We start from the raw sequence: 25,250 nt of genomic DNA on the forward strand, positions 1-25,250 counted from the left end.
CTGCTGAGTCGTTCCGGGGTGTCCCCCGGAGAGTCCTATGTCACTTCTTTACACGAACAGTCTTTGTGGACCGGGTCTCGAGAGTCATCTCGTCGGCCTCCGCGACCTTCGTCTTCAGTCGCACAGTACCTGTCGCGGCATCGACCACGTCCACCACCTTCGCAAGCAGTTTCGCAGTATCCGCGTTTCCGGAGGCACTGGCGAGCTGAACGGCCCGCCCCAGTTTGGCCGTTGCGCCGTCGAAATCGCCCGCTTTGCGCAGGTCGAGACCTCTTTGGATGGCTTGTGCCAGTTCGGCCTGGCCGGTGTAGTGCGCGACCTGCGGATTGATCGAGGTGGAGGCGGTCATGTCGTCCGTCCAGACCGCGCGTACGAGGCCCTGGGCGCCCAGGTTCCGCACGCTTCCTCCCCCACTCTCGGCTGCGCTCGAGCGGGAGGTGCCCCCGGATTGCGGGACAACCAGCGAGACCCGGGCGGCCAGCATCTCCTGGCCGATGCCGGCCGCGGGGACCTCGACGCACACGTGGTAGTCACGCGACTCGTCCCCCCAGGAGCCGGTGGGGTAGTCCCCGGCCCGCGGTCCCGCCTCGGTACGGCGGTCGGTCAACTCCTCGACCCTCGGCGCGACTTGCTTGACGAACTTGATGGTGGTGCCGACCGGCGTCCACAGTCTGAGAGCGACGTCCGCGACCTCCTTGCCCATCGCCGTCTCCATCATCCGGGTGAAGTCGGCGGCGAGCCCGGACGGGTCGGCGACGATGTCGGCGGTGCCGAGCAGCGCGGAGGCGATCCCTGTGACTTCTTTCACTTCCCAGTCGGTGCCCACGCCCCGCGCGTCACAGGTGAAGCGTCCGGCGCACTCGTCGAGGGCGGCCCGCAGTTCCTCCGGCGACTCGTGCTCGTTGCGGCCGTCGGTGAGCAGGATGCCGTGCCGGATGGCGACGTCCGCCGAGGACAGCAGGCGGTCGGCGAGCCGCAGCCAGGTGCCGATCGCTGTGCCCCCGCCCGCGCTGAGCCGGCGCAGCGCCTGCTTGGCCTGCTCCCGGGTGGTGGCGTCGGCCACGGCGACCCGGCCACCGCCCGGGTAGACCTCCTTGGCCACGTGGGTGCCGCCGATCACCGCGAAGTGCACACCGTCGCGCAGGGTGTCGATCGCGGCCGCCGTCGCGTCGCGGGCGTTGCGCATCTTGGTCGGCGGGTAGTCCATCGACCCCGAAGAGTCGACCATGATCGCCACGGCGGCGGACGGGCCCTGGCCGGGGCCGTACAGGTGCGGTGCCGCTACGGCGCTCCCGATGGTCCCTCCGCCGGTCGCGGTCACCGTGACGATCGCGTTGACCTCACGGCCGCCCTCCGGCAGGTACTCGTTCTGGTACACGTCCACCGAGAACTGCGGCACGTTCGACTTCGAGAAATTGGCCATGACTGCTCTGATCCCCCTCCGAACCCACGTCGCCGTGGGCGATGACAGTACGCGGACCGGTCCCCTCCGGTCCGCCGGGGCCTCCCCGTGTGCGGCCCCTCAGGCCGATCCTGCCCCCTGCTGCGGCGCCGGGAACGGCAGCACGGCCACTGTTACGTTGTCGTGGCCCCCGCCGTCCAGGGCGTGACCCACCAGGACCCGGGCGGCGTGCAGCGGGCGGGCGGCGGCGTCGACGGGGATCGCCTCGGCCATCTCCCCGGCGGTCTCCGCGTAGTTCCACAGGCCGTCCGTGCACACGACCACCACACCCGGCCGGTCCGGCTTGAAGGAGGCGGTGTGCGGCTCCAGTTCGTAGGCGTCCGCGCCGAGCCAGCCGGTGATGGCGTGGGCGCGTTCGTCGGCGTAGGCCTCCGCCTCGTTCATCAGGCCCGCGGCCACCATCTGCGCGGCCCAGGAGTCGTCCTCGGTGAGCCGGGCCGGGGGCGCGGCGCGGTCCAGCGGCACCCAGTAGACGCGGCTGTCGCCGACCCAGCCGACGACCAGCAGCCCGGAGGCGACCACCGCGCCCACGATCGTGCAGGCCGGGGCGTTCTGGTGCACGGCCTGCTCGTGGGCCTCGGCGGGCTGGTCCGCGAGGGCGTTGACCGCTTGGGAGGCGGCCACGATCGCGTCGTGCATGGCCTGTTGCGGGTGGGTGCCGTGCGGCAGGGCGGCCAGCAGTGACTCGCCCGCCGCCCGGGACGCGGCCAGCGAGGCGTCGTCGGGGCGGGTCGCCGACGAGACCCCGTCGCAGACGATCGCCAGGGCCACGGGCGAGCCGTCGGGCAGCGCGGTGTGGCCGACGGCGAAGGCGTCCTCGTTGCGGTGGTGGCGCAGACCGCGGTCGCTGACGGCGGCGACCGGGCCCGACTCCTGCTCCAGATGGTCGCGTTCGCGGGGCTGGGCATGCCCGCAGTTCTCGCAGTAGCCGTCGCTGTCCACCCGGCCCGCCCGGCACGCCACACACACCTTGGCCTCCTCGGCCGCGCTCGCGGCATCCGCGGCCACCCGCGGGTCGGGGGCCTGCAGCGGGTAGTCGTCGGGCTGCGGAGGCCGGTCGAAGCGGACACCGGCGGCCGGGGCGGCCGGGGCCGGCGCGGGGGCGGCCGGGGGCGGGGGCGTGCCCGGTTGCAGCGGGGAGCCGCCGGAGTCGGTGCCCGGGAGATCCTGCGGCAGGTGCAGCTCCGCCGGGGCGCCGGAGGCGTCCGGGGCCGGTACACCGGGCCAGGCGGTGCCTCCGCCGGGTTCCCGCCCGGAGGCGCCCGAGCCGTTCATGGTGAGTGTCGGGTGGTCCTGCGGCGGCGCGGGCACCGCCGACAGGTCGTACCCGCACACACCGCAGAAACGGTCGTCCGACTCGAGCGGCTCCGCGCAGTTCGGGCACTGCGACAGTGCGGCCTGCTGGGGCATCTGCGACATCAACTACACCCACGTCCGGGGGCGGTAACGGTTGGCCCGTTCCACCAGGTCGATCCTCTCCTCACCGCCGGGCGCCAGCCGGGCCAGCGTGCGGTAGGCGCGTTCCAGACCGAAGCGGAGGCCCCGCTCGTCCAGACCGCTGCCGAGCAGCACCCGGCCACCCGTGGCGGGCTGGGCGCCCTGACCCCCGGAGAGTATCCAGTCGAGCGCGCTGCCGAGGACTTCCGCCGACAACCGCTCGCGCCGAGAGGGGTCCAGACCGTACGCCTGCAGGGCCTCGACCTGGGCCGCGGCGGCGGTCAGGTCGTCCAGGAAAGGGGCGTCGGCGGCGGTCGCCGTACGCTGCCTGAGCCGCGCCCGTACGGCGGCCACGCGCGCGGCCGTGTAGTGGATGGAGGACTCCGGCACCGACTCCAGCGTCCGTACCGCACCCCGCCGGTCCCCGGCCGCGAACTGTACGCGGGCCAGGCCGAACGCGGCGCTGACATGGCTCGGATCGGTGGACCACACCAGGCGGTAGTACTCGGCGGCGTTGTCGAGCTGGCCGAGCACCTCCGCGCACAGGCCCAGCGCCAGCTTCGGCGCGCTCTCCCCGGGGAAGGCGTCGTAGATCGCGTCGAAGGAGAGCGCGGCGCCCTCGAAGTCGCCGGTCACCAGTGCGGCCACGCCCCGGTACCACACCACCCGCCAGTCGTCGGGCCGTTCCCCCTCCAGCTTCGCCAGGGACATCAGCGCGCTCTCGGCCTCCCCGTGCTCCAGCCGGGCGCGGATCTGCATCAGCCGGGTCTCCACCGTCTGCTGCGGCGCCGCGGCGAGCGCGCCGATCAGCTCACCCGGCGCGGAGGTCATCAGGCCCGCCAGGAAACCGGCGTTGGGGTCGGCCGGGTCGACCAGCGGAACGGGCAGGGCGAGCGCGGCGACACGGGTGTCGACGGGCCTGACCAGGCCGGGGCCGCCGCCGGGGGAGGCCGTGTGCGCGGGGGAACCGGGCGGCAGGGCGGGGGAGCCGGGCAGGGCGGCGGGCGTGGCGCCGGCCCTCGCACGGGCCGCTCTCGTCCCCAGCCGTGACACGTCCCCGTCCAGGCCGGGGAACAGCTCCGTGTCCGTGACCTTCACCTCGGGCCCGAACAGCGTCGACAGCGCGGGCCGGGGCCGCCCCGTCTGCAGGGACACGACCTCCCTGAGGACGCCCGTGAGCTGCTCGGCCATCTCCTGCGCCGAGGCGAACCGGCGGGCCGGGTCGGGGTCGGTGGCGCGGACCAGCAGCCGGTAGAACGACTCGTACCGGCGGAAGACCTCGATGTTGTCCGGGTCGGGCAGGGAGTCCACGAACACGTTCGTGTAGCCCTGGAAGTCGAAGGTGAGGACGGCGAGGGTGCGGCCCACCGTGTACAGGTCGGAGGCCACCGACGGGCCGACCTCGGCGACCTCCGGCGCCTGGTAGCCCACGGTGCCGTAGATCGCCGACTCGTCGTCGTCCATGCGGCGCACCGCGCCCATGTCGATCAGCTTGAGCTGGTCCTCGGTCTGGATGGCGTTGTCGACCTTGAAGTCGCAGTACAGCAGGTTGCGGCTGTGCAGATGGCCGAGCGCCTCCAGGGCCTCGATGCCGTAGGCGCACGCCTGCTCCACCGGCAGCGGGTCGCGTCTGCCGTCCGGGGTGCGGCGGGCGTTGGCGATCTCCTTCAGGGACTTGCCGCCGACGTACTCCATGACGATGTAACCGTCGAGGGAGCCGGTGCGCTGGTCGAGGTGCTCCACGAAGTTGTAGATCCGCACGATGTTGGCGTGCTCGATCTCCGCGAGGAAACGCCGCTCGGAGATCGCGGCGGCCATCGCGTCCTGGTCACCGGTGTCCAGCAGACCCTTGAGGACCACCCACCGGTCGGAGACCGCACGGTCCACCGCCAGGTAGATCCAGCCCAGCCCGCCGTGCGCCAGGCAGCCCACGACCTCGTACTGGCCGTGCACGACGTCCCCGGCCTTCAGCTTGGGCACGAAGGAGTACGGGTGACCGCACTTGGTGCAGAAACCCTCGGTGCGCCCGGGGTGCTCACCGCGCGCCCGGCCGACCGGGGCTCCGCAGTCCGAACGCGAGCAGAACCGCTTGCGCTCGGGCACCTCCGGGTTCTCCAGCACCATCGCGCGCGGGTCGGGCCGTGGCACCCCCGGGACGGCGACCAGCCCGGCGCCCAGCCTGCTGCGCGCCGACGACCCGGCGGAGGAGCCGGAGCTGCGCACCGACACCGAGCGGCCCGTCGACGTGCCCGAAACGGAGCGGGACAGCCGCCCGGACACCGAACGGCGCGACCTGGACGAGGGCGCCGAGTGCGACGACGTACGGCTGCTGGAGGGCGCGCTGGAGCTGCCGGGGGAGTCCTTGCCGCCGCCGGTGATCCCGGTGGGCGGTGAGCCCACCATGCCGCTCGCGCTGACGACCGGGGCGAGACCGCAGGTGTCGCAGTACAGCTCGCCGCCGCCCACGTCCTCGTAACTGCCCTCGCAGTCCGGCCGCTGGCACGTCTGCTCCGCCTGACTCATCCCTGTTCCCCCCTACGGTCCTCGGGGCCGCCCTGCTCCGGCACACGCGGCGATCCGATCAGTTCCGCCGCCGCCTGCTGGTAGCGCAGGACGGCCTGTTCGGCGACCCGCAGGTCGCAGGGCGCGCTCCACAGCATGCGGCGCGCCGCGTCGTAGCGTTCGACGAGGAACGGGTCCTCGGCGAGCCCGTGCCGGGCGACCTTCGCCTTGTACGCGTCCAGGCGGCCGCGCAGCTCGGCGCGGACCGCCAGCGGTGCGGTGACCGCGGTCAACGACTCGCGGGCGCGCAGCAGTTCGTCCTCCGCCTGCTGCTCCAGGGACTCCAGGAGCGGGGACAGCCGGTGCCACCGGGCCTGTCTGCGGTACTCGGCGGCCGCCGCCAGCTGCTCCTGCAGCGCGGTCGGCGGCCCGCTGACCACCGGCACCTCCGTCGCGGCGATCTTCGCCAGCACCTCGACGCGCGCGGTGCGGGCCTCGGCGAGTGTGCGGTCCGCACGGGAGAGCACGTCCCTCAGCTTCACCAGCCGCTGCTCGGCGTCCTGGCGGACCGTCAGTACGGCGTCGATCTCCCGGCGCACGTCCTCCAGGGCACGGGCCTCACGGTCGTACACCGTGGTGTCCGGCCGGCCGCCGCCCGGCGCCGAACTGCCCTCGGCCGGAACCCAGAAGGCGAGCGGATCACACACCACCTGCTCGCGCAGCCCGGTCAGGGTGCGGGTGATGCCCTCCAGGTCGTCGCCCGACGGATGCTCGCCGGGGCGCACGCCCACCGAGTGCGCCAGCTTGCGGGTGCGCTGGAGCTCCGCGGCCAGTAAATCGATCCGGGCGGGCAGCGCCGACCAGACCGCGTCGGCGGCGACGACCGTGTCCAGCGAGCGCGCGTACAGCTCGTTCATCCGGTCCACCAGCGCGGTCAGGGAGAACCGTTCGCTGAGCCGGCCCGTGCCGGACAGCAGGGTCGGCGCGTTCGCCGTCGCCGCCGTGCCGCCCGGGACCGTGACGGACTCGCCGCGCAGCAACTCGGTCAGCTCCACCAGGTCCTCGCGGCTGGACCAGCGGCGCCGGGCGCGGATCTCCCGGGCGGTGCGCAACGCGGCGGTGTAGGCGTCGAAGTACGACCACAGCAGGGTGATCGACGCCTCCGTGGCCTCCCAGCGCTCCTTCGTCACGCCGGTGAGCTCGGCGCCTTCGAGGAGTCTGCGGCCCGCGTGGTCCTGCAGGGCGAACAGCGAGGTCTCGATCGCCTCGTGCTCCGCGCCGAGCCGCGCCAGCGCACGGTCCACCTCGTCCCGGTCCATCACCGGCCCGGCGGGGTCCGTGACGCCCATCGATCACCTCTCGCTCTCGTCGCCCGAAGTCTGCTGGAGTTCATGCCCGAAGATCGCCTGCGCGACGCCCCGGTCAGCTCTTCCGCAGATACTCCGGGGCAGGTGGCTTCGAGGGGCCGGAGTCCGCCCCCAGTGTGGCCGACAGCCACTTGTCGTACGACGTCTGCCAGCCGCTCGACCGGTACTCCACCAGGATCTGGTTGACCCGGCGTATCAGATCGATCGCGTCCCTCTTCATGGCCACGCCGTAGTAGTCGGTGGTGAAGGGGGCGCCCTTCAGTTCGACCGTCGGGTCCTGGGCGGCCTGGCTGGCCGCGAGCGCGGCGTCGGTGACGACGGCGTCGACCTCGCCGAGCTGCAGCCGTACCAGGCAGTCGAGCTGGTTGGGGACGGCGACCAGCTTGCCGGCCTTCTTGTCGTCCTCCAGCCGGGTGTAGGCGGTCGAACCCGCGGCCGCGCACACCCGTTGGTGCGCCAGGGAGCCGTCGTACCCGGTGATGGCCGACGACTTCGGCGCGAGGACCTGCTGACCGGTCTTGAAGTACGGGGCGGAGAAGGCGACGTCCTTGAGCCGGTCACAGGTGATGGTCATGGTGCGGACGACCATGTCGACCCGGCCGGTCCTGACGGCTTCGGTGCGCTGGCTGGTGGGTATGGCTTTGAACTGGACCGCGTCCGGGTCACCGAGGATGTCCTGGGCGATCCGGTGGACGAGGTCGATGTCGAAGCCCTCCAGCTCCGCGCCCTTGGTGTTGGGGTTGCGGTAGCCCCAGCGGTAGCTGTTCTGGTCGACACCCACGATGATCTTGCGGTCGTCGCCCTTACGGGCCTTGATCGCGTCGATCGTCCGGCCGTCCGCGCCCGACGGGGACAGCGTCTGCTTCTCCGGATCCGGGCAGGTCTCCGCCCGCGCCTGCCGGCCGGTGGCGACGCCCTGCCCGCCGACGCCCCGACCGGCGCCGTGCGGCTGGCTCAGCGGCAACAGCAGCACGAAGGCCAGCGCCAGCGCGCACAGGACCGCCATCGCCCCCACACCGCCCCATCCGCGCAGGGCGGCCCGCACTCCTCGTGCGTTCATGTTCGCGTCCCCTGTCACCGGTACTCCGAAAGCCTGCGGCCGATGCCGAGTACGGCGCCCGCGGCGCCGAGGACGGCGAGGACCGCGGCGCCGGCCGGCAGGCCGGTCATCGCGTCGCGGCCGTCGCCCGCCGACCGCTGGAACTCGTCCTGCTCGCGGGCGAGCGCGTCCTTCAGGTTGGTGTCGACGGCGTCGAAGCACTCACCGGTGGCGCCCTTGGCGCCGATCACCAGGTCGAGGGCCTTCTCGTAGTTGCCGTGCTCGTCCTCGGAACGGGCCGACGTGTGGCGCTTCTTCCACACCGTCATGTTGCCCTCGGCCGCCTGGACCGGCTTGCTGCCCGCCTGGTCGTCGGCGAGCTCCGCCGCCCGGTCCAGAGCCTTGCCCAGGTCGGTCATGTCCTTGTCGAAGTCGTAGTAGTAGGCGTCGTAGGTCTGGTCGCCGACCTCGATGGTCTCGGCGCCGCGCGCGACCAGGCTGAGGTTCTCGTTGCCGCGCGCCTTCAGGGAGGCGATGCGGGCGTCGTGCAGCACGTTCAGCGAGCGGACGCCGTGGTCGTAGGAGCCGTCGAGGCCCGCGCGGGCGACGGCGTGGCCGACGACCAGCCAGAGCAGCGCCACCGTGGCGGTGGCCGTCGCGGCGACCAGGCCGTGGTTCAGGACGCGGTTGGTGCGCCGGTACTCGCGGTGCTGGGCCCAGGCCAGTGCGGCCAGGGCGAGGACGCCGAGGGCGATCGCCGCCCACGGATAGGGCGTCGCGTCCCCGTAGTCGGAGCTCAGCCGCTGGTTCTCCTTCTGGTAGAGATCCTCGGCCGCCGGGAGCATCTCCTTCTGCATCTTCTCGTTGGCGTAGCGCAGATACGCGCCGCCCACCGGATAGCCCTGCCGGTTGTAGGTGCGGGCGCGCTCGATCAGGCCCTTGTACTCCGGGAGCAGCTTGTTCAGCTTGGTGACCGTCGCCTCCGACGGGGAGCCCGGGTCGGAGGCGGCGGCGGCCGTGACGAGCCCCGCGGCGGCGGTGCGGATGTCCTTCTCGTACCGGTCGCGGGAGTCGGCGTTCTCCTGGCCACCCGCCAGGAAACCGCTGGACGCGGCCGTGTTGGCGTCGGCCAGGGAGCGGTAGATGTCGGCGGCGCCGGAGCTGAGGGGCTGGCTGCTGTGCAGCACGTCGTCGGCGGCGGCCGCCCGGTCGCTCTCCTGCCAGGCCGCGACCGCGCCGAACGCGACGACCAGCAGGGCCAGTACGGCGCCGATGACGCGCAGCCGCCCCGGTTCGGTGGTCGTGGCGGCGCGCAGCCGGTCGACGCCCTCGGCGAACGCGGTGCGGCGGGGCGGCGCCGGGACGGGCGCCGGGGCCTGGGCGGGTACCGGGACGGGTGCCGGGGCCGGCACCGGTGGCCGTGCCGGTGCCGGTGGCGCCGCGCTGCTCGTCGGCGGGTTTGTCACCTTGACCTCCCCCATGGTCATTTTGCTTGCCGACCAGTATCACCGCCTGGGCTGACATTGGGCAGCGGGGGGCAGCATTGTCACCTCCCCGTGCTCATGAATACGCGCCGTGATTCCGTTCGGTTCCCCGGGGTGGTACCGGCCCTCGGCTCAGGTCTCCCAGTGTTCCCGCGCCCGTTCCCCCGCCTCGGGGCCGGCCCCCAGCCGGTCCAGCCCCAGCAGCGCCGCCCCCAGGACCGGACTCGCCGTCACCACCCGGACCACCGCCTTCGGCGCCCGTGCGGCCAGCAGCTCCCGGATCCGGTCGTCGAGCCGGGCGTGCCCGGCCGCGAGGACGCCGCCCCCGAGCAGGACGGGTGTCTCCTCGTCCAGCAGGTCCAGGCGGGACAGCGCCACCGTCGCCATGGTCACCACCTCCTCGGCCAGCCGGTCCACGACCGCGCCGGCCACGGCGTCCCCGCCGGCCGCCGTCGCGAACAGCACCGGCGTCAGCTCGTGCCGCCGGACCTGCTCGATGCGTTCCAGGTGCAGCGCCTCGATGAGGGCGTACACGGAGCCGAGCCCGAAGTGGGCCGGGAGCGTACGCGTCAGCTCGGTGGGCTCGCCCCGGCCGTCCTCCGCGCGGGCCGCGAACCACATGGCCTCCTCCGCCAGCCCCCACCCGCCGCCCCAGTCACCGGAGATGCGGCCGAGCGCGGGGAAGCGGGCGGTGCGGCCGTCGGGGCGCATGCCGACGCAGTTGATGCCCGCCCCGCAGACCACCGCGACGCCCCGGGGATCGGCCACACCCGCGCGCAGGATGGCGAAGGTGTCGTTGCGGACCTCCACCGTCGCGCCCCACGCGCGCGCGTGCAGCGCGGCCGCCAACCGCTCCTCCTCCACCGGCAGATCGGCGTTGGCCAGGCACGCCGAGACATGGGCGACGGACTCCACTCCGGCGGCGGTGTACGCCCGGGCCACCGCCCGCGCCAGTTCGTCCACCGCCGCCGGCACGCCCACCGTGGGCGGGCGGAACCCGCCGCCGCGGGCCGTGGCCAGGACACGGCCGTCCGCCGCCAGGACCGCGACGTCGGTCTTGCTGTTGCCCGCGTCGATGGCGAGCACGCCCCCGGTCAGGCCCACGCGAGGTGCTCCCGGTTGTGCGCGACCAACTGGTCGGTGAGGGCTTCGGCGTACTCGTACTGGCCGACCAGGGGATGGGCCAGCAGGGCCCGGAACACCCGGTCCCGGCCGCCCCGCAGCGCCGCCTCCAGTGCCAGCTCCTCGTACGCCGTCACGTTCGCGACCAGCCCCGCGAACAGCGGGTCCACCTCCGGGACGGGCAGCGGCACGGGACCCGTCGGCCCGACCGCCGCCTGCACCTCGATCACCGCGTCGTCCGGCAGGAAGGGCAGCGTGCCCCGGTTGCGGGTGTTCACCACCTGGTAGGGGCTGCCGGTCCCGCCCAGCAGGGCCGCCGCCAGGTCCACCGCGGCCTCCGAGTAGTAGGCGCCGCCGCGCCTGGCGAGCAGCTCCGGCTTCTCGTCCAGGGCCGGGTCGCCGTACATCGCCAGCAACTCCTTCTCCATCGCGGCCACTTCCGCCGCCCTGGAGGGCTTGGTGCGCAGTTCCCGCACCACCGCGTCATGGGCGTAGTAGTAGCGCAGGTAGTACGACGGGACCACGCCGAGGCGGTCCAGCAGCGGGCGGGGCAGCCGCAGGTCGTCGGCGACCGTGTCGCCGTGGTCGGCCAGCAGCTTGGGCAGGAGGTTCTCGCCCTCGGGGCCGCCGAGGCGGACACCGGTCTCCCAGGTGAGGTGGTTGAGCCCGACGTGGTCGAGGTGGACGTCGGCGGGTGTCACGCCGAGCAGGCCGGCGAACTTCCGCTGGAAGCCGATGGCCACGTTGCACAGCCCGACCGCCTTGTGCCCGGCCTCGAGCAGGGCGCGGGTGACGATGCCGACCGGGTTGGTGAAGTCGATGATCCACGCGCGCGGGTTGGCCCGGCGGACGCGCTCGGCGATGTCGAGCACCACCGGGACCGTCCGCAGCGCCTTGGCCAGGCCGCCCGCGCCGGTGGTCTCCTGGCCGACGCAGCCGCACTCCAGCGGCCAGGTCTCGTCCTGCTCGCGGGCCGCCTGTCCGCCGACCCGCAGCTGCAGCAGCACCGCGTCCGCGCCCTCGACGGCCGCGTCCAGGTCGGCGGTGGTGGTGATCCGGCCGCCGTGGCCCTGCCTGGCGAAGATCCGGCGGGCCAGGCCGCCCACGAGTTCCAGGCGGTCGGCGGCCGGGTCGACGAGCACCAGTTCCTCGATGGGCAGGGTCTCCCTGAGGCGGGCGAATCCGTCGACGAGTTCGGGGGTGTAGGTCGACCCTCCGCCGACCACGGTGAGTTTCACTGGAGACTGCCTCGCTTCCGGGTGCGGGGAAGGGTGGTCATCGGCCGGGGGTCCGGCCCGCCGCGCAGCGGCAATCGGGGGCAGCGGCCCCCGGGAGTGCACAGCATGTGGGGTCAACCCTTCACTCCGGTGAGCGTGACGCCCTCGACGAACGCCTTCTGGGCGAAGAAGAACACGAGGATCACGGGGGCCATGACCAGCACGGTGGCGGCCATGGTGAGGTTCCAGTCGGTGTGGTGCGCGCCCTTGAAGGACTCCAGGCCGTAACTGAGGGTCCAGGCGCCCGGATTTTCGGAGGCGTAGATCTGGGGCCCGAAGTAGTCGTTCCAGGCGTTGAAGAACTGGAAGAGGGCGATGGCGGCGATGCCGGGCTTCGCCATCGGGAGGACGACCTTCAGCAGGGTGCGCAGATCGCCGCAGCCGTCCACCCGGGCCGCATCCACGTACTCGTTGGGAATGGTGGTCAGGAACTGGCGCAGCAGGAAGATCGAGAACGCGTCGCCGAACGCCAGCGGGATGATCAGGGGCCAGAGCGTGCCCGACAGGTCGAGCTGCTTCGCCCAGAACAGGTACATCGGGATGACGACGACCTGCGGCGGCAGCATCATCATCGAGATCACCAGCATGAGCACGAGGTTGCGACCCCGGAAGCGGAACTTGGCCAGCGCGTAGGCCACCGGGACCGACGAGACGACGGTGAGGACCGTTCCCAGTACCGCGTAGACCAGCGTGTTCTTCCACCAGGTGAGGAAGCCGGGGGTGTCGAAGACCTTCCGGTAGTTGCCCCACTCCCAGGTGTGCGGGATCAGGTCCCGGCTGAGCGCCTGCGAGTCGCTCATCAGGGAGGTCAGGAAGACGAACACGAAGGGGAGGGTGAAGAAGAGGGCGGCCGCGACCCCGAGGGAGTGGATCGCGATCCACTCGAGGAGGGCCCTGCGGCGGGCCGCGCGCACGGAGGGCAGGTCGGGTGCCTTCAACTCCACCGGTCGCTCGAGTACTTGGGCCATGTCAGTCACCTGCCTGGATGAGACCGCCCCGGCGCCGCATCAGAAGCGCGGTGAACGCCATCGACAGGGCGAAGAGGACCAGTGCCACGACACAGGCCGATCCGTAGTCGAAGCGCTGGAAGCCGAGGTTGTAGACGAGCTGGGGGAGGGTGAGCGTGGAGTGCTCGGGGTAGCCGGGCTCGAACATGGTGCCCGCGCCCTGGATCACTCCCGAGGCGACCTTTCCGGCGACCAGGGGCTGTGTGTAGCACTGCATCGCCGCGATCACGCCGGTGACGACCGCGAACATGACGATCGGAGAGATGTTCGGGAGGGTGACGAACCGGAACCGCTGCCACGCGGACGCGCCGTCCAGTTCCGCCGCCTCGTACTGCTCCTTCGGTACGTCGAGCAGCGCGGCCATGAAGATGACCATCAGGTCGCCGACTCCCCACAGGAACATCAGCGTGAGGGCCGGCTTGGACCAGTTCGGGTCGTTGAACCAGCCCGGAGCCGGGATGCCGATCTTCTCCAGGATCGAGTTGACCGGGCCCGTACCGGGGTTGAGGAGGAACGCGAAGGCCATGGTGGCCGCTACCGGCGGAGCGAGGTAGGGCAGGTAGAAGAGGGTGCGGAAGATCCCCGTGCCGGTCTTGATCTTCGTGATGAGGAGACCGATCCCGAGTCCGAAGAGGACCCGGAGGCTCACCATGATCAGCACCAGCCAGAGGGTGTTGCGCAGGGCGGGCCAGAAGTAGGGATAGTGCTCGAACACATACGTCCAGTTCTTCGTCCCGCTCCACGTCGGCGGCTTGAAGCCGTCGTAGTGCATGAACGAGAAGTAGACCGTGGAGATCATCGGGTACGCGAAGAAGACCGCGAAGCCGATCAGCCAGGGCGAGAGGAAGGCGAGGGTCCGCAGCGCCGACCGGCGGCGCTTCGACCTCAACGTGGGTGCGCTCATCGCTACTTCGCCTGCGCGATGTCCGTGTCGATCTGCGCGGCGGCCTTCTTCAGGCCCGCCTTCAGGTCGGTGGCCTTGCCGCTCTCGTAGTCGTATCCGAAGTTCTGGATCGTCGTGAGGTACACGCCGCCGTTGATGGACGCGGGGCTCGTGTTCGAGTACGGGTTGGCGGCGATGTCCAGGAAGGTCTTGAACCGCGGGTCGTACTTCAGCTTCGGGGACTTCAGGGCGGCCAGCGTGGAGGGCACGTTGTGCAGGTTGTTGGAGAAGCCGACCACCGCGTCGGTGTTCGTGGTGATGTACTTGACGAACTCCCAGGCCGCGTTCTGCTTCTTGCTGGTGGCGGCGATGCCGGCGATGGTGCCGGTGATGTAGCCCTTGCCGTACTGGCTCACCTGGTCGTCGGGCACGGGCAGCGGGGCGACGCCGATCTGGAACTCGGGCTTGGTGGCGAGGGCCATGCCGAGCCGCCACTCGCCGTCGAGCTGCATGGCGACCTGGCCGGTCTGGAAGGGGTGCTTGGGGCCCCACTCGTCGCCGAGCGTGGAGCGGAACTTCTCCAGCCTCTGGAATCCGCCGAGTTCGTCGACGAGCTTCTTCTGGAGGGTGAAACCGGCCTGGAACGCGGGGTCCTCGGCGAGGTTCGACTTGCCGCTCTTGTCGAAGTACGTCGGGGAGAACTGCGCGAAGTAGTGCTCGGTGGTGGTCTCCCAGCCGTGGTAGTCCGGCATGAACCCGAGCTGCTTGTAGCCGTCACCCTGAGCGATGGTCAGTTTCTTGGCGTCGGTCTCGAACTCGGACCACGTCTTGGGCGGGTTCTTGATGCCCGCCTTCCGGAACGCCGTCTTGTTGTAGTAGAGCCCGTACGCGTCGCCGAGCAGGGGCGCCGTGCAGCGGTTCCCGTCGAACTGGGTGTACTCGTTCATCGGCTTCGGGAACGTCTTCGCCGGGTCGATGTCCGACTTCTCGAAGAAGGGGTTGAGGTCGACCAGGGCACCCGAGGAGCAGAACTTGCCCACGTTGTTGGTGGTGAAGGAGGAGATCACGTCGGGCGCCCTGTCGCCGCCCGTGCGCAGCGCCTGGTTGATCTTGTCGTCGGTCATGTTGCCGACGACGTTCACATGGATGTTCGGGTGCGCCTTCTCGAACCCGGTGACCAGCGACTTGACGGCCTTCACCTCGTTCGGCGCGCTCCAGGCGTGCCAGAAGTTGATGGTGGTGTCCTTCGAGGCGTCGTCGGAGGCGGTGGAGGACGACTGGCCGGTGCACGCGGTGGTGAGCAATGCCAGCGACGCGGTAAGGGCAAAAGCCGTCTTTCGGACAACAGTGGGTATGGCTTCGGGCATGACGGGGTCTCCCTGGAAGGGCGGTGAGGTGAGGGAAGGGCCGTGCGGGAAGAGAGGGGGCCGTGCGGGAGGGCTCAGCGCGAGGTGTCGAAGACCTCGTCGCGGGTGGTCGCGAGCGCGCTCTCCAGCGCGCCGCGCAGGACGGGGTGTTCACGGACGTCGCCCACGACCAGGTGCGGGCGCGGCGCCGCCAGCTCCTCCAGTTCCGCCTGGACGAGTGCGCGCAGCACCTCGCCGCCGGCGGTGAGGGAGGCGCCGCTGAGCACGACGAGTTCGGGATCCAGGACGGAGACGAGGGAGGCGAGACCGGTGGCCAGCCGCGTCGCGTAGGTCTGCAGCAGCTGCCGGTGCGGTCCGCCCGCATGGTCGGCGGCGCGGGCCACCAGCTCGGCGGCGGCCTCGGCGTACGGGCCCGCCGGCACGTCGCCGATGCCGAGTTCGCGGGCCAGCCTCGGGATGGCCTGCGAGCCGGCCAGCTCCTGGTAACCGCCGCTGTTGGCCTTGGTCACCTGCCGGACCAGGGGGGTGCCCGGCACCGGCAGGAAGCCGACCTCGCCGGCGCCGCCGGTCCAGCCGCGGTGCAGCCTCCCACCGAGGACCAGGGCGGCACCGAGGCCCTCCTGGTTCCACAGCAGGACGAAGTCACCATGGCCACGGGCCGCGCCGAGCCGCTGCTCCGCTATCGCGACGAGGTTGACGTCGTTCTCGTACTCGACCGGCATCGGCAGCGCGGCGGCGAGTTCGTCGAGCAGCGTCGGAGAGTGCCAGCCGGGCAGGTGGGAGGCGTAGCGCAGCCGGCCGGTGCCCGGGTCGAAGGCGCCCGGGGTGCCGATGACCAGCCGGTGGACGTCGTCCCGGGACAGTCCGGCGGCCTTGACGGCGCCGTCGAGGGCGTCGGTGACCTGCCGGACGACGGGCTGTTCCGGACGCCTGCCGGGGGTGGGCAGTTCGTACTCGCCCACCGTGCGGCCGGTGATGTCGGCGACGGCGGCGCGGATCCGGCCCGGGGTGACGTCGAGCCCCGCGGCGTGTGCGGCGGCGGGGTTGACCGCGTACAGCTGGGCGTTGGGCCCCGGGCGGCCCTCGCTGGTGCCGGTGGCCAGGACCAGGCCCGCCGCCTCCAGGCGGGCCAGGAGCTGGGAGGCGGTCGGCTTGGACAGGCCGGTGAGCTTGCCGATCCGCGTACGGGACAGCGGCCCGTGCTCCAGGAGGAGATCGAGTGCGGCGCGGTCGTTCATGGCGCGCAGGACGCGCGGGGTGCCCGGCGTACCGGCGGATCCTGCCATGGGTCGACACCTGCCTTTCCAACTGCCCAGCTTCCCAGTGACCTGGGGATCACGTCCACCCGGTGATCAGTTGTGATCACTGTTAGGAAAGTTTCCTATCCGGGTGGGAGGAAGGTATGCCCAGGACGAAGCGGGCGTCAATAGACATCGCCCCCGAGGCGACAGAGTCGTTATCTCGGGGGCGGGTGGCCTCCGGCCGGTTCAGCCGGCGAGGAACGGGGCCGTGTCGAGGGTGGGGTACGGGGCCGGGAGGGGGAGCGGGTCGCCGAGGTCCACCTTGGTGTCGGTGGCGTAGTAGGCCTCGGTGGGGTCATCGCCGGGGAGGACGGGGTCCGTGTGGCAGTGGGCCGTCCTGGCGTGGCGGTCGATGAGGACGTACACGGGGATGCCTGCGGCTGCGTAGGTGCGGTACTTGGGGCCGGTGTCGGTCTCGTGGTTGGTGGAGGTGACCTCGCCGACGAGGGCGAGCATGTCGACGGGGTACCAGCCCTCGTGCCGTGCGTAGTGCGCGTCGTCGGCCGCGTTCGGGCGGCGGCGGAGCACGTAGAGGTCCGGGACGAGCAACGCAGTGGTGGCTCCGGTGCTGTTGGTGCACCGGAAGCCGTTTCCCCTTCCGGCGCGGGCGATGCCGGCCGCGCGGAGCTGGAAGAGCAGGTCCATGGCGGTGTCGCTGTGCGCGTAGTCGGGGGGCGCCGAAGGCACGTACGCCCGGCCTTCGATGTACTCCGGGATCACGGGCATCGGTGACGCCGCCTCGTACGCGGCCAGGAGGGCCACGGGCTCCAGGCGGGACATGAGGTCCGGGGTGTCGGCGTCCATGGACGGCAGTGTGCGGCCCATGGACGAGCCGAGGGCCTTCCTCTCCGCTCCGTTCACCCGAACGAGCGGGCCGAAGCGCCCCCTACCTCCCCGGCGCCCCCGACCGCTGCGGAGCGATCGGTGTCGTGGCCTCGGCCTGCGGGGATTCCGAGTCGGCGTACACCGCGGGCGCGGCCACCGCGGCCGTCGGGTCCGCGGGTGCCTCCTCGTCCTCCACGGCCGTCGCGCCGCCCACGATGCGGATGCTCGCCGCGTCGAAGGCACGCTTGATGCGCCAGCGCAGCTCGCGCTCCACCGACAGGGCCTTGCCGGGCATCGTCCTGGCGGAGACCCGTACCACCATCGAGTCCAGCAGCACGCTGTCCAGGCCGAGCACCTCGATCGGGCTCCAGAGGAGCTCGTTCCAGGGCTCCTCCTTGCTCATCTTCTCGGCGACCTCGTCGAGGGTGGCCTTCAGCCGGTCCAGGTCCTCGTTCGCCTTGACGGTGACGTCCACGCCCGCCGTCGCCCAGCCCTGGGAGAGGTTGCCGATGCGCTTGACCTCGCCGTTGCGGACGTACCAGATCTCCCCGTTGTCGCCGCGCAGCTTGGTCACGCGCAGCCCGACCTCGATCACCTCGCCGGAGGCGACGCCCGCGTCGATCACGTCGCCGACGCCGTACTGGTCCTCCAGGATCATGAAGACGCCGGAGAGGAAGTCGGTGACCAGGTTGCGGGCGCCGAAACCGATCGCCACACCGGCCACACCGGCGGACGCCAGCAGCGGGGCCAGGTTGATCTTGAACGTGGACAGGATCATCAGCGCGGCCGTGCCGAGGATCAGGAAACTCGCCACCGACCGCAGCACCGAGCCGATCGCCGCCGCGCGCTGCCGGCGCCGCTCGGCGTTCACCAGGAGCCCGCCCAGCGAGCTGCCCTCCGCCGTCTGCGCGGTCCGGGTCATCCGGTCGATGAGCTGGGTGATCGCCCGCCGCACCACCGCTCTGAGCGTGACCGCCACGACCAGGACCAGCAGGATCTGCAGACCCATGGCCAGCCAGGTCGACCAGTTCTGCTCCACCCAGCTGGCGGCGTTCGTCGCGCTCTCCTGGGCGTCCTGGAGCGACGGCACGGTGGCCGTCGACCCCGAGGGGGACGGCGACGGCGACGCACCGGCGGCCAGTAGGACGGCGGGCAAGGACACGGCAGGTACCTCCAGGTGCAACACCATCCGGTGCGACGGCAGATGTCGCTGAGGTCACGGGAAGGTCACCGGACGGGCAGAACCACCACACTAACGGGGCATTGTGTGTGCCATCGCCGGATCCGTGAAGGAGAGACCGTGCTCACCTGCGCTTGAACAGGTCATGATCCGGGGGATGAATGCGGTGTGGTCGAAAACACTCCCAGCCCGTTACCGGGAGATGGTGGCGCTTCCACCAGCCCTGAGGGGAGACTGACTGCAGATCGTCCCGGCGCGAGCCACGCGCCGCCGACGCCCAAGGAGGCACCCGTGCCGCATGTCCTGGTCCTCAACGCGTCGTACGAGCCGCTCGGCGTCGTACCGCTCCGCCGCGCGCTCGTCCTCGTCCTGGAGAACAAGGCGGTCTCCCTCGAGGAATCCGGCGCCTATATGCACAGCGCGACCGTCACAGTCCCCGCACCCAGCGTGGTCCGGCTCAAGCGATTCGTACGGGTTCCCTACCGGGGGCCCGTTCCTCTGACGAGGCGCGCGCTCTTCGCACGCGACGGCGGCCGCTGCATGTACTGCGGTGGTGTCGCAACCAGCGTCGACCACGTCGTCCCGCGCAGCCGAGGGGGCAAGCACGCCTGGGACAACGTGGTGGCCTCCTGCCGCCGCTGCAACCACGTGAAGGCCGACCGGCACCTGGTCGAGATCGGCTGGCGGCTGCGCCACAAACCGGCTCCGCCCACCGGTCTGGCCTGGCGCATCATCGGGACCGGCCATAGGGACCCGCGCTGGCTGCCGTACTTGCAGCCGTTCGGCGCGGACGACGCCTTGGCCCGGATCGACGGCATCTCCGCCTGACGGTCCGGGCCTTCGCACACCCGGGGCACGCGCGCGGTGCGGCCCCGGGAGTCCCCTGTGCCCCCGGGGCCGGACACCCGCCCGGCGGTCAGGCGTGGCGCAGTTCCGCCGGGTGGGCCGAGCGGCGCAGCAGCGGCAGCGAGGTGGCCGCGGCCAGCAGACAGCAGGCGTACATCCCGACCGGGACCAGCAGCGCCGACCACGGCACGGCCGGTGCGACGTGGTCCGGGGCGACCGAGGCGTACCAGATGCCGATCGCCATGCCGCCCGTGCCCGCCAGCGCGACGGCGGGGGCCAGCGGCAGGGCCGTCTCCAGCAGTAGCGCCCGGCCGAGCACGGTCCGCGGCACCCCGGCGGCGACCTGCGCGGCCAGACCGCGGCGGCGGTTCCCCAGGGACTCGGCGGTGCCCACGGCGAGCCCGGAGAGGGTGAGGGCGAGGGCGACGAGGATCGCGGCGGCCGTCAGGTCGATGCCCGTCGTGTAGAAGGACATGCTCATGCCCAGGTGACCTTGGCGGTCCATGGTGCGCAGAACGGCGAGGAGCGCCTGGCGGACGCCGACGAAGCCCGTGCCGACGACCGTGACCAGCAGCACCGCCGCGTGCGTGCGGGACGCCGCCCACGGGTCGTCGCGCAGCCGCTCCGCCGCGATCAGTGTCGCCGCCGAACGGGCCCGGGCCGCGAGCAGCCGCCCGACCAGCCGGGCCGTGCCGCCGGCCAGCCACACCGCGCCCGCGCCGACGAAGAGGACCAGGCCGAAGACCGTCAGCGGCATCCGCCCGCGGTCGGTGCCGGAGGTGCTCACGACGGACCAGAGCGCCGGCAGCAGCACGGCCGTCACCCCGCCCGTGAAGACCAGCCCCGGCCCCCGCCCACTGCCCGGCCGGACCCGGCGCACCCACCCGAGGGGCGAGGCGACCACCCGGCGCAGCGCCAGCGCGCCCGTCACCGCGCCCAGCACCGGCACCCCGAGGGCGACCAGCACGATGCCGATCACGGCCGCCGCGTCGGGCCGGTCCCACCGGCTCAGCAGGACCGGAACCGCGACGGCGGTGGTGACGGCCGAGCCCAGCAGACAGGCCAGCCCGGTCTCCAGGGCGGCGATCCGGCGCACCTGGCCCGGGGTGGCGCCCGCCAGCCGCAGTCCGGCGAGCCGCCGGTCGCGGTGCACGGCGCCGATCCGGGCGCACTGCCCGAGAAAGCCCAGCACCGGCACCAGCAGGAGCAGCAGGCAGACGATCACCCCCGAACGCTCGCCGGGGCTGTTCAGCAGCCCGTTGCCGACGGACACGGAGTAGTACCCGCGGAGCGAGGCCAGGGCGACGGCCGCGAGGGCGAACCCCGTCGCCAGCGCGGCCCCCACCGCGGTCAGCCCGACCCGCCACCACTCGCCCCGGTCCGAACCCCGGGTCAGCAGCCAGGCGAGACGGACGTCCGCGGCGATCACGCGACCACCCCCACCGGCACCACGGTCCCGTCGCTCAGCCGCACCTCGCGGTCGGCGTACGCCGCGACCTGGGCGTCGTGCGTGATCAACAGCACCGCCGTGCCGGACTCCCGGGCCGTGTGCACCAGGGCGGTCATCACCTGCTCGCCCGCCAGCGAGTCCAGGGCCCCGGTCGGCTCGTCCGCGAAGACCACCCTGGGCCCGGTCACCAGCGCCCGCGCCAGGGCGACCCGCTGCGCCTGGCCGCCGCTCATCTCACCCGGTCGCAGCTCCTGCTGCCCGCGCACCCCGAACCGCTCCAGCCATTCGTCCGCCCGCGTACGCGCCTCGGCGCGTGAGGATCCGGCCAGCATCAGCGGCAGCGCGACGTTGTCGGCGGCGGTCAGTTCCGGGATCAGCTGCCCGAACTGGAAGACCACGCCGAAGTCGGAGCGGCGCAGTTCGCTCAGCCGCTTCTCCGGCAGTTCCCGCAGGCCCAGCCCGTCGTACGTCACCGAACCCTGGTCCGGGCGCACGATGCCCGCGAGGCAGTGCAGCAGCGTGGACTTCCCGCTGCCGCTGGCCCCGGTCACGGCGAGGATCTCACCGGCGCGCAGTTCGACCGAGGCGCCGCGCAGCGCCGGTGTCCCACCGTGCGCCTTGACGAGGGCCCGGCCCGCCAGCAGCGGCACCGAGGCGTCCTCCTTGTGGTTCATGCTGCGTCGACCTCCGCGGTCAAGGTGGTCAGCCGGGCCGCCGTGGTGTTCATCCAGCGGAGGTCGGCGTCGAGGTGGTTGAGGGCGTAGTCCGCCGAGAGCACGGTCGCCAGATCGGTGCCGGGGGTGGTTTTCAGGACCGTCAGCTCCCGCATCCGCTCCATGTGCGCGGCGCGCTGGGCGCCGAGGTAGGCGGCCGGGTCGCCGCCCGCGAGGATCGACACGACGACCTTGGCGAAGATCTCGTTCGTCACGAAGGGCGCCGGCGGGGCGATCGCGGCCGCCCACCGGGTCAGTTCCCGCGCACCGGCCTGGGTCGAGTGGTAGAGGGTGCGCTCCGGTCCGCCGTCCGCGTCCGTTCCGTCGACCTCCGCGAGGCCGTCCCGGACCAGGCGCTGCAGGGTGGTGTACACCTGCCCGTACGCCAGTGGACGGGCCTGCGGGAAGCGTTCGTCGTGGCGCCGCTTGAGGTCGTAGCCATGCCTCGGCCCCGTAGCGAGCAGCCCCAGAAGGATGTGCCGGGTGCTCATGGAGATCATTATGCACTGAGTACATGTACTGAGTGAATAGTGCCGCGGTCCGTTCGTCCGCCGACGTGATGAATCCATCACCTGGGCCTGGGTACGTCTGCCGCCGCTTCCACTGGGTAGGCCTGCCGTATCCCGTCAGACGTCGCCGTACCGACGTCACACAAGGAGGTCCCCGTGACCGTGACAGCACACGCACCGCTTCCCACCCTGTCCAAACCCGTGGCGGAGCCGTCCGCCGACACCCAGGAGCTGTACGCCAGCTTCTTCAGCGCGGAAGGCACCTCCGCCGAAGCCCCGCTGACGAGTGAGCCGCCGCTGCCCGAGGCCGAGCCGCTCACCAGTGAACCGCCGCTCGCCGACGCCGCCCCGCTGACCAGCGAGTCCGACCCGACCCCGGACTCCTACGGCCCGGGGTTGTAGATGGCCGCACCCCTCGACGCCGCACCCCTCGACGAGGAGCTGTCGCGGCTCGCGGACCTGCACGGCGTCGCCACCTCCTACAGTCCGTCCCCGGACCGCACGGTCACGGCCTCCGCGGAGGCCGTCGTCGCCGTCCTGGCCGCCCTCGGGGTCGACGCCGCCACCCCCGGGGCCACCGCCGCCGCCCTCGCCGAGCGGGAGCGCGAGCTGCGCGAACGCCTGCTGCCGCCGACCCTGGTCCACTGGACCGACGCCGGGGCCCGTCCCGCCGCCCTCGCTGCCCTGCCCGCCGGCACCCGGCTGCGCGTGGAGACCGAGCAGGGCGAGACGCGGGCCACCGCCGACGAGCTCCCGCCGGGCGTCCACCGCCTGCGGGCCACCGCCCCCGACGGGCGTACCGCCGAGGCCCATCTGATCGTCGCCCCGCCCCGGCTGCCCACCCCCTCCGGACGCTCCTTCGGGCTCCTCGTCCAGCTCTACTCCCTGCTCTCCACCCGTTCCTGGGGCATGGGCGACCTCGGTGACCTCGCCGAGCTGGCGGCCTGGGCCGGGCGCACCGCGGGCGCCGGATTCGTGCAGGTCAACCCGCTGCACGCGGCCGTGCCCGGCGCCCCCACCGACCCCTCGCCCTACCGGCCCTCCTCCCGCCGCTTCCCCGACCCGGTCCATCTGAGGGTCGAGGACGTCCCGGAGTACGCCTACGCCGAGGACCACGAGCACCTTCGGGCCGTCCTGGAGCGGGCCGCACGACTGCGCGCCTCGGTGCTCGACAAGGGCGCGCTGATCGACCGGGACGCGGTGTGGGAGCTGAAGCGTCAGGCGCTCCAGGCAGTGCGCGAGATCCCGCTCGGGCCGGGGCGGCAGGCCGCCTACGCCGCCTTCCGCGCCGAACAGGGCCAGGCGCTCGAGGACCACGCCACCTGGTACGCCCTCGCCGAGGTGCACGGCTCCGACTGGCAGGCCTGGCCCGCCGGGCTGCGCGACCCCCGCTCGCCCGAGACCGCCCGTGCCCGCGCCGACCTCGCCGACCGCGTCGACTTCCACTCCTGGCTCGCCTGGCTCACCGACGAACAGCTCACCGCCGCCCAGCGCGCCGCCCGCGAGGCCGGCATGCCGGTCGGCATCGTCCACGACCTCGCCGTCGGCGTGCACCCCGGCGGCGCCGACGCCTGGGCGCAGCAGGACCACTTCGCCGCCGGCATGTCGGTCGGCGCACCCCCCGACGCCTTCAACGCCCGCGGTCAGGACTGGGGCCTGCCGCCCTGGCGCCCCGACCGGCTGGCCGCCTCCGGGCACGCCCCCTACCGCCGTCTGCTGCGCGCCCTGTTCCGGTACGCGGGCGCCCTGCGCATCGACCACGTGATGGGCCTGTTCCGGCTGTGGTGGGTGCCGCAGGGCCGGCCGCCGACGGAGGGCACGTACGTCCGGTACGACGCCGAGGCCATGCTCGCCCTGCTGGCACTGGAGGCGTCCCGGGCGGGGGCCGTGGTCATCGGCGAGGACCTGGGCACGGTGGAACCCGGCGTGCGCGAGACGCTGCAGCGGCGCGGGGTGCTCGGCACCTCGGTGCTGTGGTTCGAACGGGACTGGGAGGGTGACGGCCGCCCGCTGCCGCCCGAGAGCTGGCGCGCGGACTGCCTGGCCACCGCCACCACCCACGACCTGCCGCCCACCGCCGCCCGCCTCACCGGCGAACACGTCGAACTCCGCGACTCCCTCGGCCTGCTGACCCGCCCGGTGGCCCAGGAGCGCGCGGAGGCGGCCGCCGACAGCCAGGAGTGGCTGGCCGTGCTGGGCCGGCTCGGGCTGCTCGGGACGGCGGTCCTGGCGGAGGAGGCGGAGGAGGCCGAGATCCAGGCCGTCCACCGCTTCCTGCTGCGCACCCCCGCCCGCATGCTCGGCGTCTGGCTCCCCGACGGCGTCGGCGACCGCCGCCCGCAGAACCTCCCCGGCACCTGGGACCAGTACCCGAACTGGCGCCTGCCGATCGCCGACGCCGAGGGGCGGCCGGTGACGCTGGAGGAACTGACGGGGTCCGCGCGGCTGCGGGCGCTGCTCGCGGTGTTCGGGGAGGGCTGAGCGGTGCGGCTCCTGGGGCACCCCGGCCGCGCACTGCCGATCGGCGTTCGCTACTTTTGCACCGTGGACAAGAAGAACGCCCTGCGCGCCGGCGCCCTGGCCGCCGGTACGACGCTGATGATGCTGCTCATGTCGTCGCCCGCGCTCGCGGTGACCCGCGACGACGGCGACGACCCCGGTCCGACCCTGAACGTCGCGCAGACGCTGGGCCTGTACGTCGTCGCCCCGCTCGCCATCTTCGCGGTCATCACCGGCCTGGTGATGGTGCTGGACAAGTCCGACAAGGCGAAGCTCGTCAACTCCAAGGCCAAGGCCAAGGCCTGACCTTCGCGACTCCCGTCGAGGGCGCCGGTGACGCCGGCGCCCTCGACGTGCTTCGCGGCGCCCCCCTTCACGCGGGGTCGGGCGCCGTCAGATACCGCTGCACGGTCGGCGTGAGCCAGGCCGTGATCTCCTCGCGGGTCAGGGCCACGGCCGGCCCGAAGCGCAGCACATAGCGGGTGAGCGCCAGGCCCAGCAGCTGCGAGGCGCACAGCGCTGCCCGTGCCGGGGCCTGCCCGGGGTCTTGGCAGGCCTGCTGGGCCATGGGCAGCAGCTGGTCCCGGAAGATGCCCTGTATCCGCTCGGCCCCCGCCTGGTTGGTGACGGCGACCCGGAGTACGGCGGTCAGCTCCTCGTTCTCCTCCCACAGGTCGAGGAAGTGGGTCACGAGCGCCCCCCCGATCTCCTCGCGCGGGATCGTGTCCAGGTCCGGCAGCCGCAGGTCGAGCGCGACGGCCGCCGCGAACAGCCCCTCCTTGTTGCCGTAGTAGCGCATCACCATCGACGGATCGATCCGCGCGTCCCTGGCGATCGCGCGGATGGTGGCCCGCTCGTACCCGTCGGTGGCGAAGCGTTCGCGCGCGGCGGCGAGGATGGCGTTGCGGGTGGCGTCGGAGCGGCGCGGTGCCGGGCTGGCATTCATGGGCGCAAGCGTAGGTCAACGCGCGTGGGCCAAC

General features: G+C 72.4%; 22 protein-coding genes. 4 read left to right on the forward strand and 18 right to left on the reverse strand.

Going from position 1 to position 25,250, the window contains the following annotated elements:
• Positions 1-40: 40 nt before the first annotated feature.
• The 14 genes from ACWC21_RS00340 to ACWC21_RS00405 form a co-directional block, all read right to left on the reverse strand.
• Positions 41-1,423, reverse strand: a complete 1,383-nt coding sequence (locus ACWC21_RS00340) for a vWA domain-containing protein (RefSeq protein WP_450876500.1) — start codon at positions 1,421-1,423, stop codon at positions 41-43.
• A 99-nt stretch (positions 1,424-1,522) separates the two neighbouring features.
• Positions 1,523-2,881, reverse strand: coding sequence for a PP2C family serine/threonine-protein phosphatase (locus ACWC21_RS00345; protein WP_450876502.1), 1,359 nt, complete (start codon positions 2,879-2,881; stop codon positions 1,523-1,525).
• A 3-nt stretch (positions 2,882-2,884) separates the two neighbouring features.
• A complete protein-coding gene (locus ACWC21_RS00350; RefSeq protein ID WP_450876504.1) occupies positions 2,885-5,422 on the reverse strand; it encodes a tetratricopeptide repeat protein in 2,538 nt (845 codons plus the stop codon).
• Positions 5,419-6,750, reverse strand: coding sequence for a hypothetical protein (locus ACWC21_RS00355; protein ID WP_450876506.1), 1,332 nt, complete (start codon positions 6,748-6,750; stop codon positions 5,419-5,421). The genes ACWC21_RS00350 and ACWC21_RS00355 overlap by 4 nt, the downstream gene beginning before the upstream one ends.
• 73 nt (positions 6,751-6,823) lie before the next feature.
• Positions 6,824-7,828 carry a glutamate ABC transporter substrate-binding protein gene (locus ACWC21_RS00360; protein WP_450876508.1) on the reverse strand — a complete coding sequence of 335 codons (1,005 nt, stop codon included), beginning with the start codon at positions 7,826-7,828 and terminating at the stop codon, positions 6,824-6,826.
• A gap of 14 nt (positions 7,829-7,842) precedes the next feature.
• Positions 7,843-9,288, reverse strand: a complete 1,446-nt coding sequence (locus ACWC21_RS00365) for a hypothetical protein (RefSeq protein ID WP_450876510.1) — start codon at positions 9,286-9,288, stop codon at positions 7,843-7,845.
• A 135-nt stretch (positions 9,289-9,423) separates the two neighbouring features.
• The gene (locus ACWC21_RS00370) at positions 9,424-10,395 is read right to left on the reverse strand and encodes an N-acetylglucosamine kinase (RefSeq protein ID WP_450876512.1); all 972 of its coding nucleotides are present in this window, start codon (positions 10,393-10,395) and stop codon (positions 9,424-9,426) included.
• Positions 10,386-11,651 (reverse strand): 6-phospho-beta-glucosidase, encoded by a 1,266-nt coding sequence (locus ACWC21_RS00375; protein ID WP_450876514.1) that lies wholly within the window; start codon positions 11,649-11,651, stop codon positions 10,386-10,388. Before ACWC21_RS00375 ends, ACWC21_RS00370 begins: the two co-directional genes overlap by 10 nt.
• Before the next feature lie 113 nt (positions 11,652-11,764).
• The gene (locus ACWC21_RS00380; protein ID WP_450876516.1) at positions 11,765-12,658 is read right to left on the reverse strand and encodes a carbohydrate ABC transporter permease; all 894 of its coding nucleotides are present in this window, start codon (positions 12,656-12,658) and stop codon (positions 11,765-11,767) included.
• Position 12,659: 1 nt separating this feature from the next.
• Positions 12,660-13,601, reverse strand: coding sequence for a carbohydrate ABC transporter permease (locus tag ACWC21_RS00385; protein ID WP_450876518.1), 942 nt, complete (start codon positions 13,599-13,601; stop codon positions 12,660-12,662).
• A 2-nt stretch (positions 13,602-13,603) separates the two neighbouring features.
• Positions 13,604-14,947: an ABC transporter substrate-binding protein gene (locus ACWC21_RS00390; RefSeq protein WP_450876520.1), complete on the reverse strand. Its 1,344-nt coding sequence runs from the start codon at positions 14,945-14,947 to the stop codon at positions 13,604-13,606.
• Positions 14,948-15,021: 74 nt separating this feature from the next.
• Complete coding sequence (locus ACWC21_RS00395; RefSeq protein ID WP_450876522.1) at positions 15,022-16,233, reverse strand: ROK family transcriptional regulator; 1,212 nt, start codon at positions 16,231-16,233, stop codon at positions 15,022-15,024.
• A gap of 201 nt (positions 16,234-16,434) precedes the next feature.
• Complete coding sequence (locus tag ACWC21_RS00400; RefSeq protein WP_450876524.1) at positions 16,435-17,052, reverse strand: Uma2 family endonuclease; 618 nt, start codon at positions 17,050-17,052, stop codon at positions 16,435-16,437.
• Between the two features lie 82 nt (positions 17,053-17,134).
• Positions 17,135-18,235 carry a mechanosensitive ion channel family protein gene (locus ACWC21_RS00405; RefSeq protein WP_450876525.1) on the reverse strand — a complete coding sequence of 367 codons (1,101 nt, stop codon included), beginning with the start codon at positions 18,233-18,235 and terminating at the stop codon, positions 17,135-17,137.
• 309 nt (positions 18,236-18,544) lie between these two features.
• Between ACWC21_RS00405 and ACWC21_RS00410 the strand changes: the two genes are divergently transcribed.
• Positions 18,545-19,081 (forward strand): HNH endonuclease, encoded by a 537-nt coding sequence (locus tag ACWC21_RS00410; protein WP_450876527.1) that lies wholly within the window; start codon positions 18,545-18,547, stop codon positions 19,079-19,081.
• Between the two features lie 88 nt (positions 19,082-19,169).
• Here ACWC21_RS00410 and ACWC21_RS00415 read toward each other — a convergent pair whose 3' ends face one another.
• The 3 genes from ACWC21_RS00415 to ACWC21_RS00425 are packed head-to-tail and all read right to left on the reverse strand — an operon-like array spanning position 19,170 to position 21,753.
• Positions 19,170-20,525: an ABC transporter permease gene (locus tag ACWC21_RS00415; RefSeq protein ID WP_450877005.1), complete on the reverse strand. Its 1,356-nt coding sequence runs from the start codon at positions 20,523-20,525 to the stop codon at positions 19,170-19,172.
• A complete protein-coding gene (locus ACWC21_RS00420) occupies positions 20,525-21,223 on the reverse strand; it encodes an ABC transporter ATP-binding protein (protein ID WP_450876529.1) in 699 nt (232 codons plus the stop codon). The genes ACWC21_RS00415 and ACWC21_RS00420 overlap by 1 nt, the downstream gene beginning before the upstream one ends.
• On the reverse strand, positions 21,220-21,753 hold the full coding sequence (locus tag ACWC21_RS00425; protein WP_450876531.1) for a PadR family transcriptional regulator: 534 nt from the start codon (positions 21,751-21,753) through the stop codon (positions 21,220-21,222). The genes ACWC21_RS00420 and ACWC21_RS00425 overlap by 4 nt, the downstream gene beginning before the upstream one ends.
• Positions 21,754-21,927: 174 nt before the next feature.
• Between ACWC21_RS00425 and ACWC21_RS00430 the strand changes: the two genes are divergently transcribed.
• The 3 genes from ACWC21_RS00430 (at position 21,928) to ACWC21_RS00440 (ending at position 24,576) form a co-directional block, all read left to right on the forward strand.
• The gene (locus tag ACWC21_RS00430) at positions 21,928-22,173 is read left to right on the forward strand and encodes a hypothetical protein (RefSeq protein ID WP_450876533.1); all 246 of its coding nucleotides are present in this window, start codon (positions 21,928-21,930) and stop codon (positions 22,171-22,173) included.
• Positions 22,174-24,252, forward strand: coding sequence for a 4-alpha-glucanotransferase (malQ, locus tag ACWC21_RS00435; protein ID WP_450876535.1), 2,079 nt, complete (start codon positions 22,174-22,176; stop codon positions 24,250-24,252).
• Positions 24,253-24,315: 63 nt separating this feature from the next.
• A complete protein-coding gene (locus ACWC21_RS00440) occupies positions 24,316-24,576 on the forward strand; it encodes a hypothetical protein (protein ID WP_389141592.1) in 261 nt (86 codons plus the stop codon).
• Between the two features lie 67 nt (positions 24,577-24,643).
• Here the strand turns inward: ACWC21_RS00440 and ACWC21_RS00445 are convergent, their stop codons facing one another.
• On the reverse strand, positions 24,644-25,216 hold the full coding sequence (locus ACWC21_RS00445; RefSeq protein WP_450876537.1) for a TetR/AcrR family transcriptional regulator: 573 nt from the start codon (positions 25,214-25,216) through the stop codon (positions 24,644-24,646).
• Between the last annotated feature and the right edge of the window lie 34 nt (positions 25,217-25,250).

It is taken from the genome of Streptomyces sp. NPDC001348 (assembly GCF_053597535.1).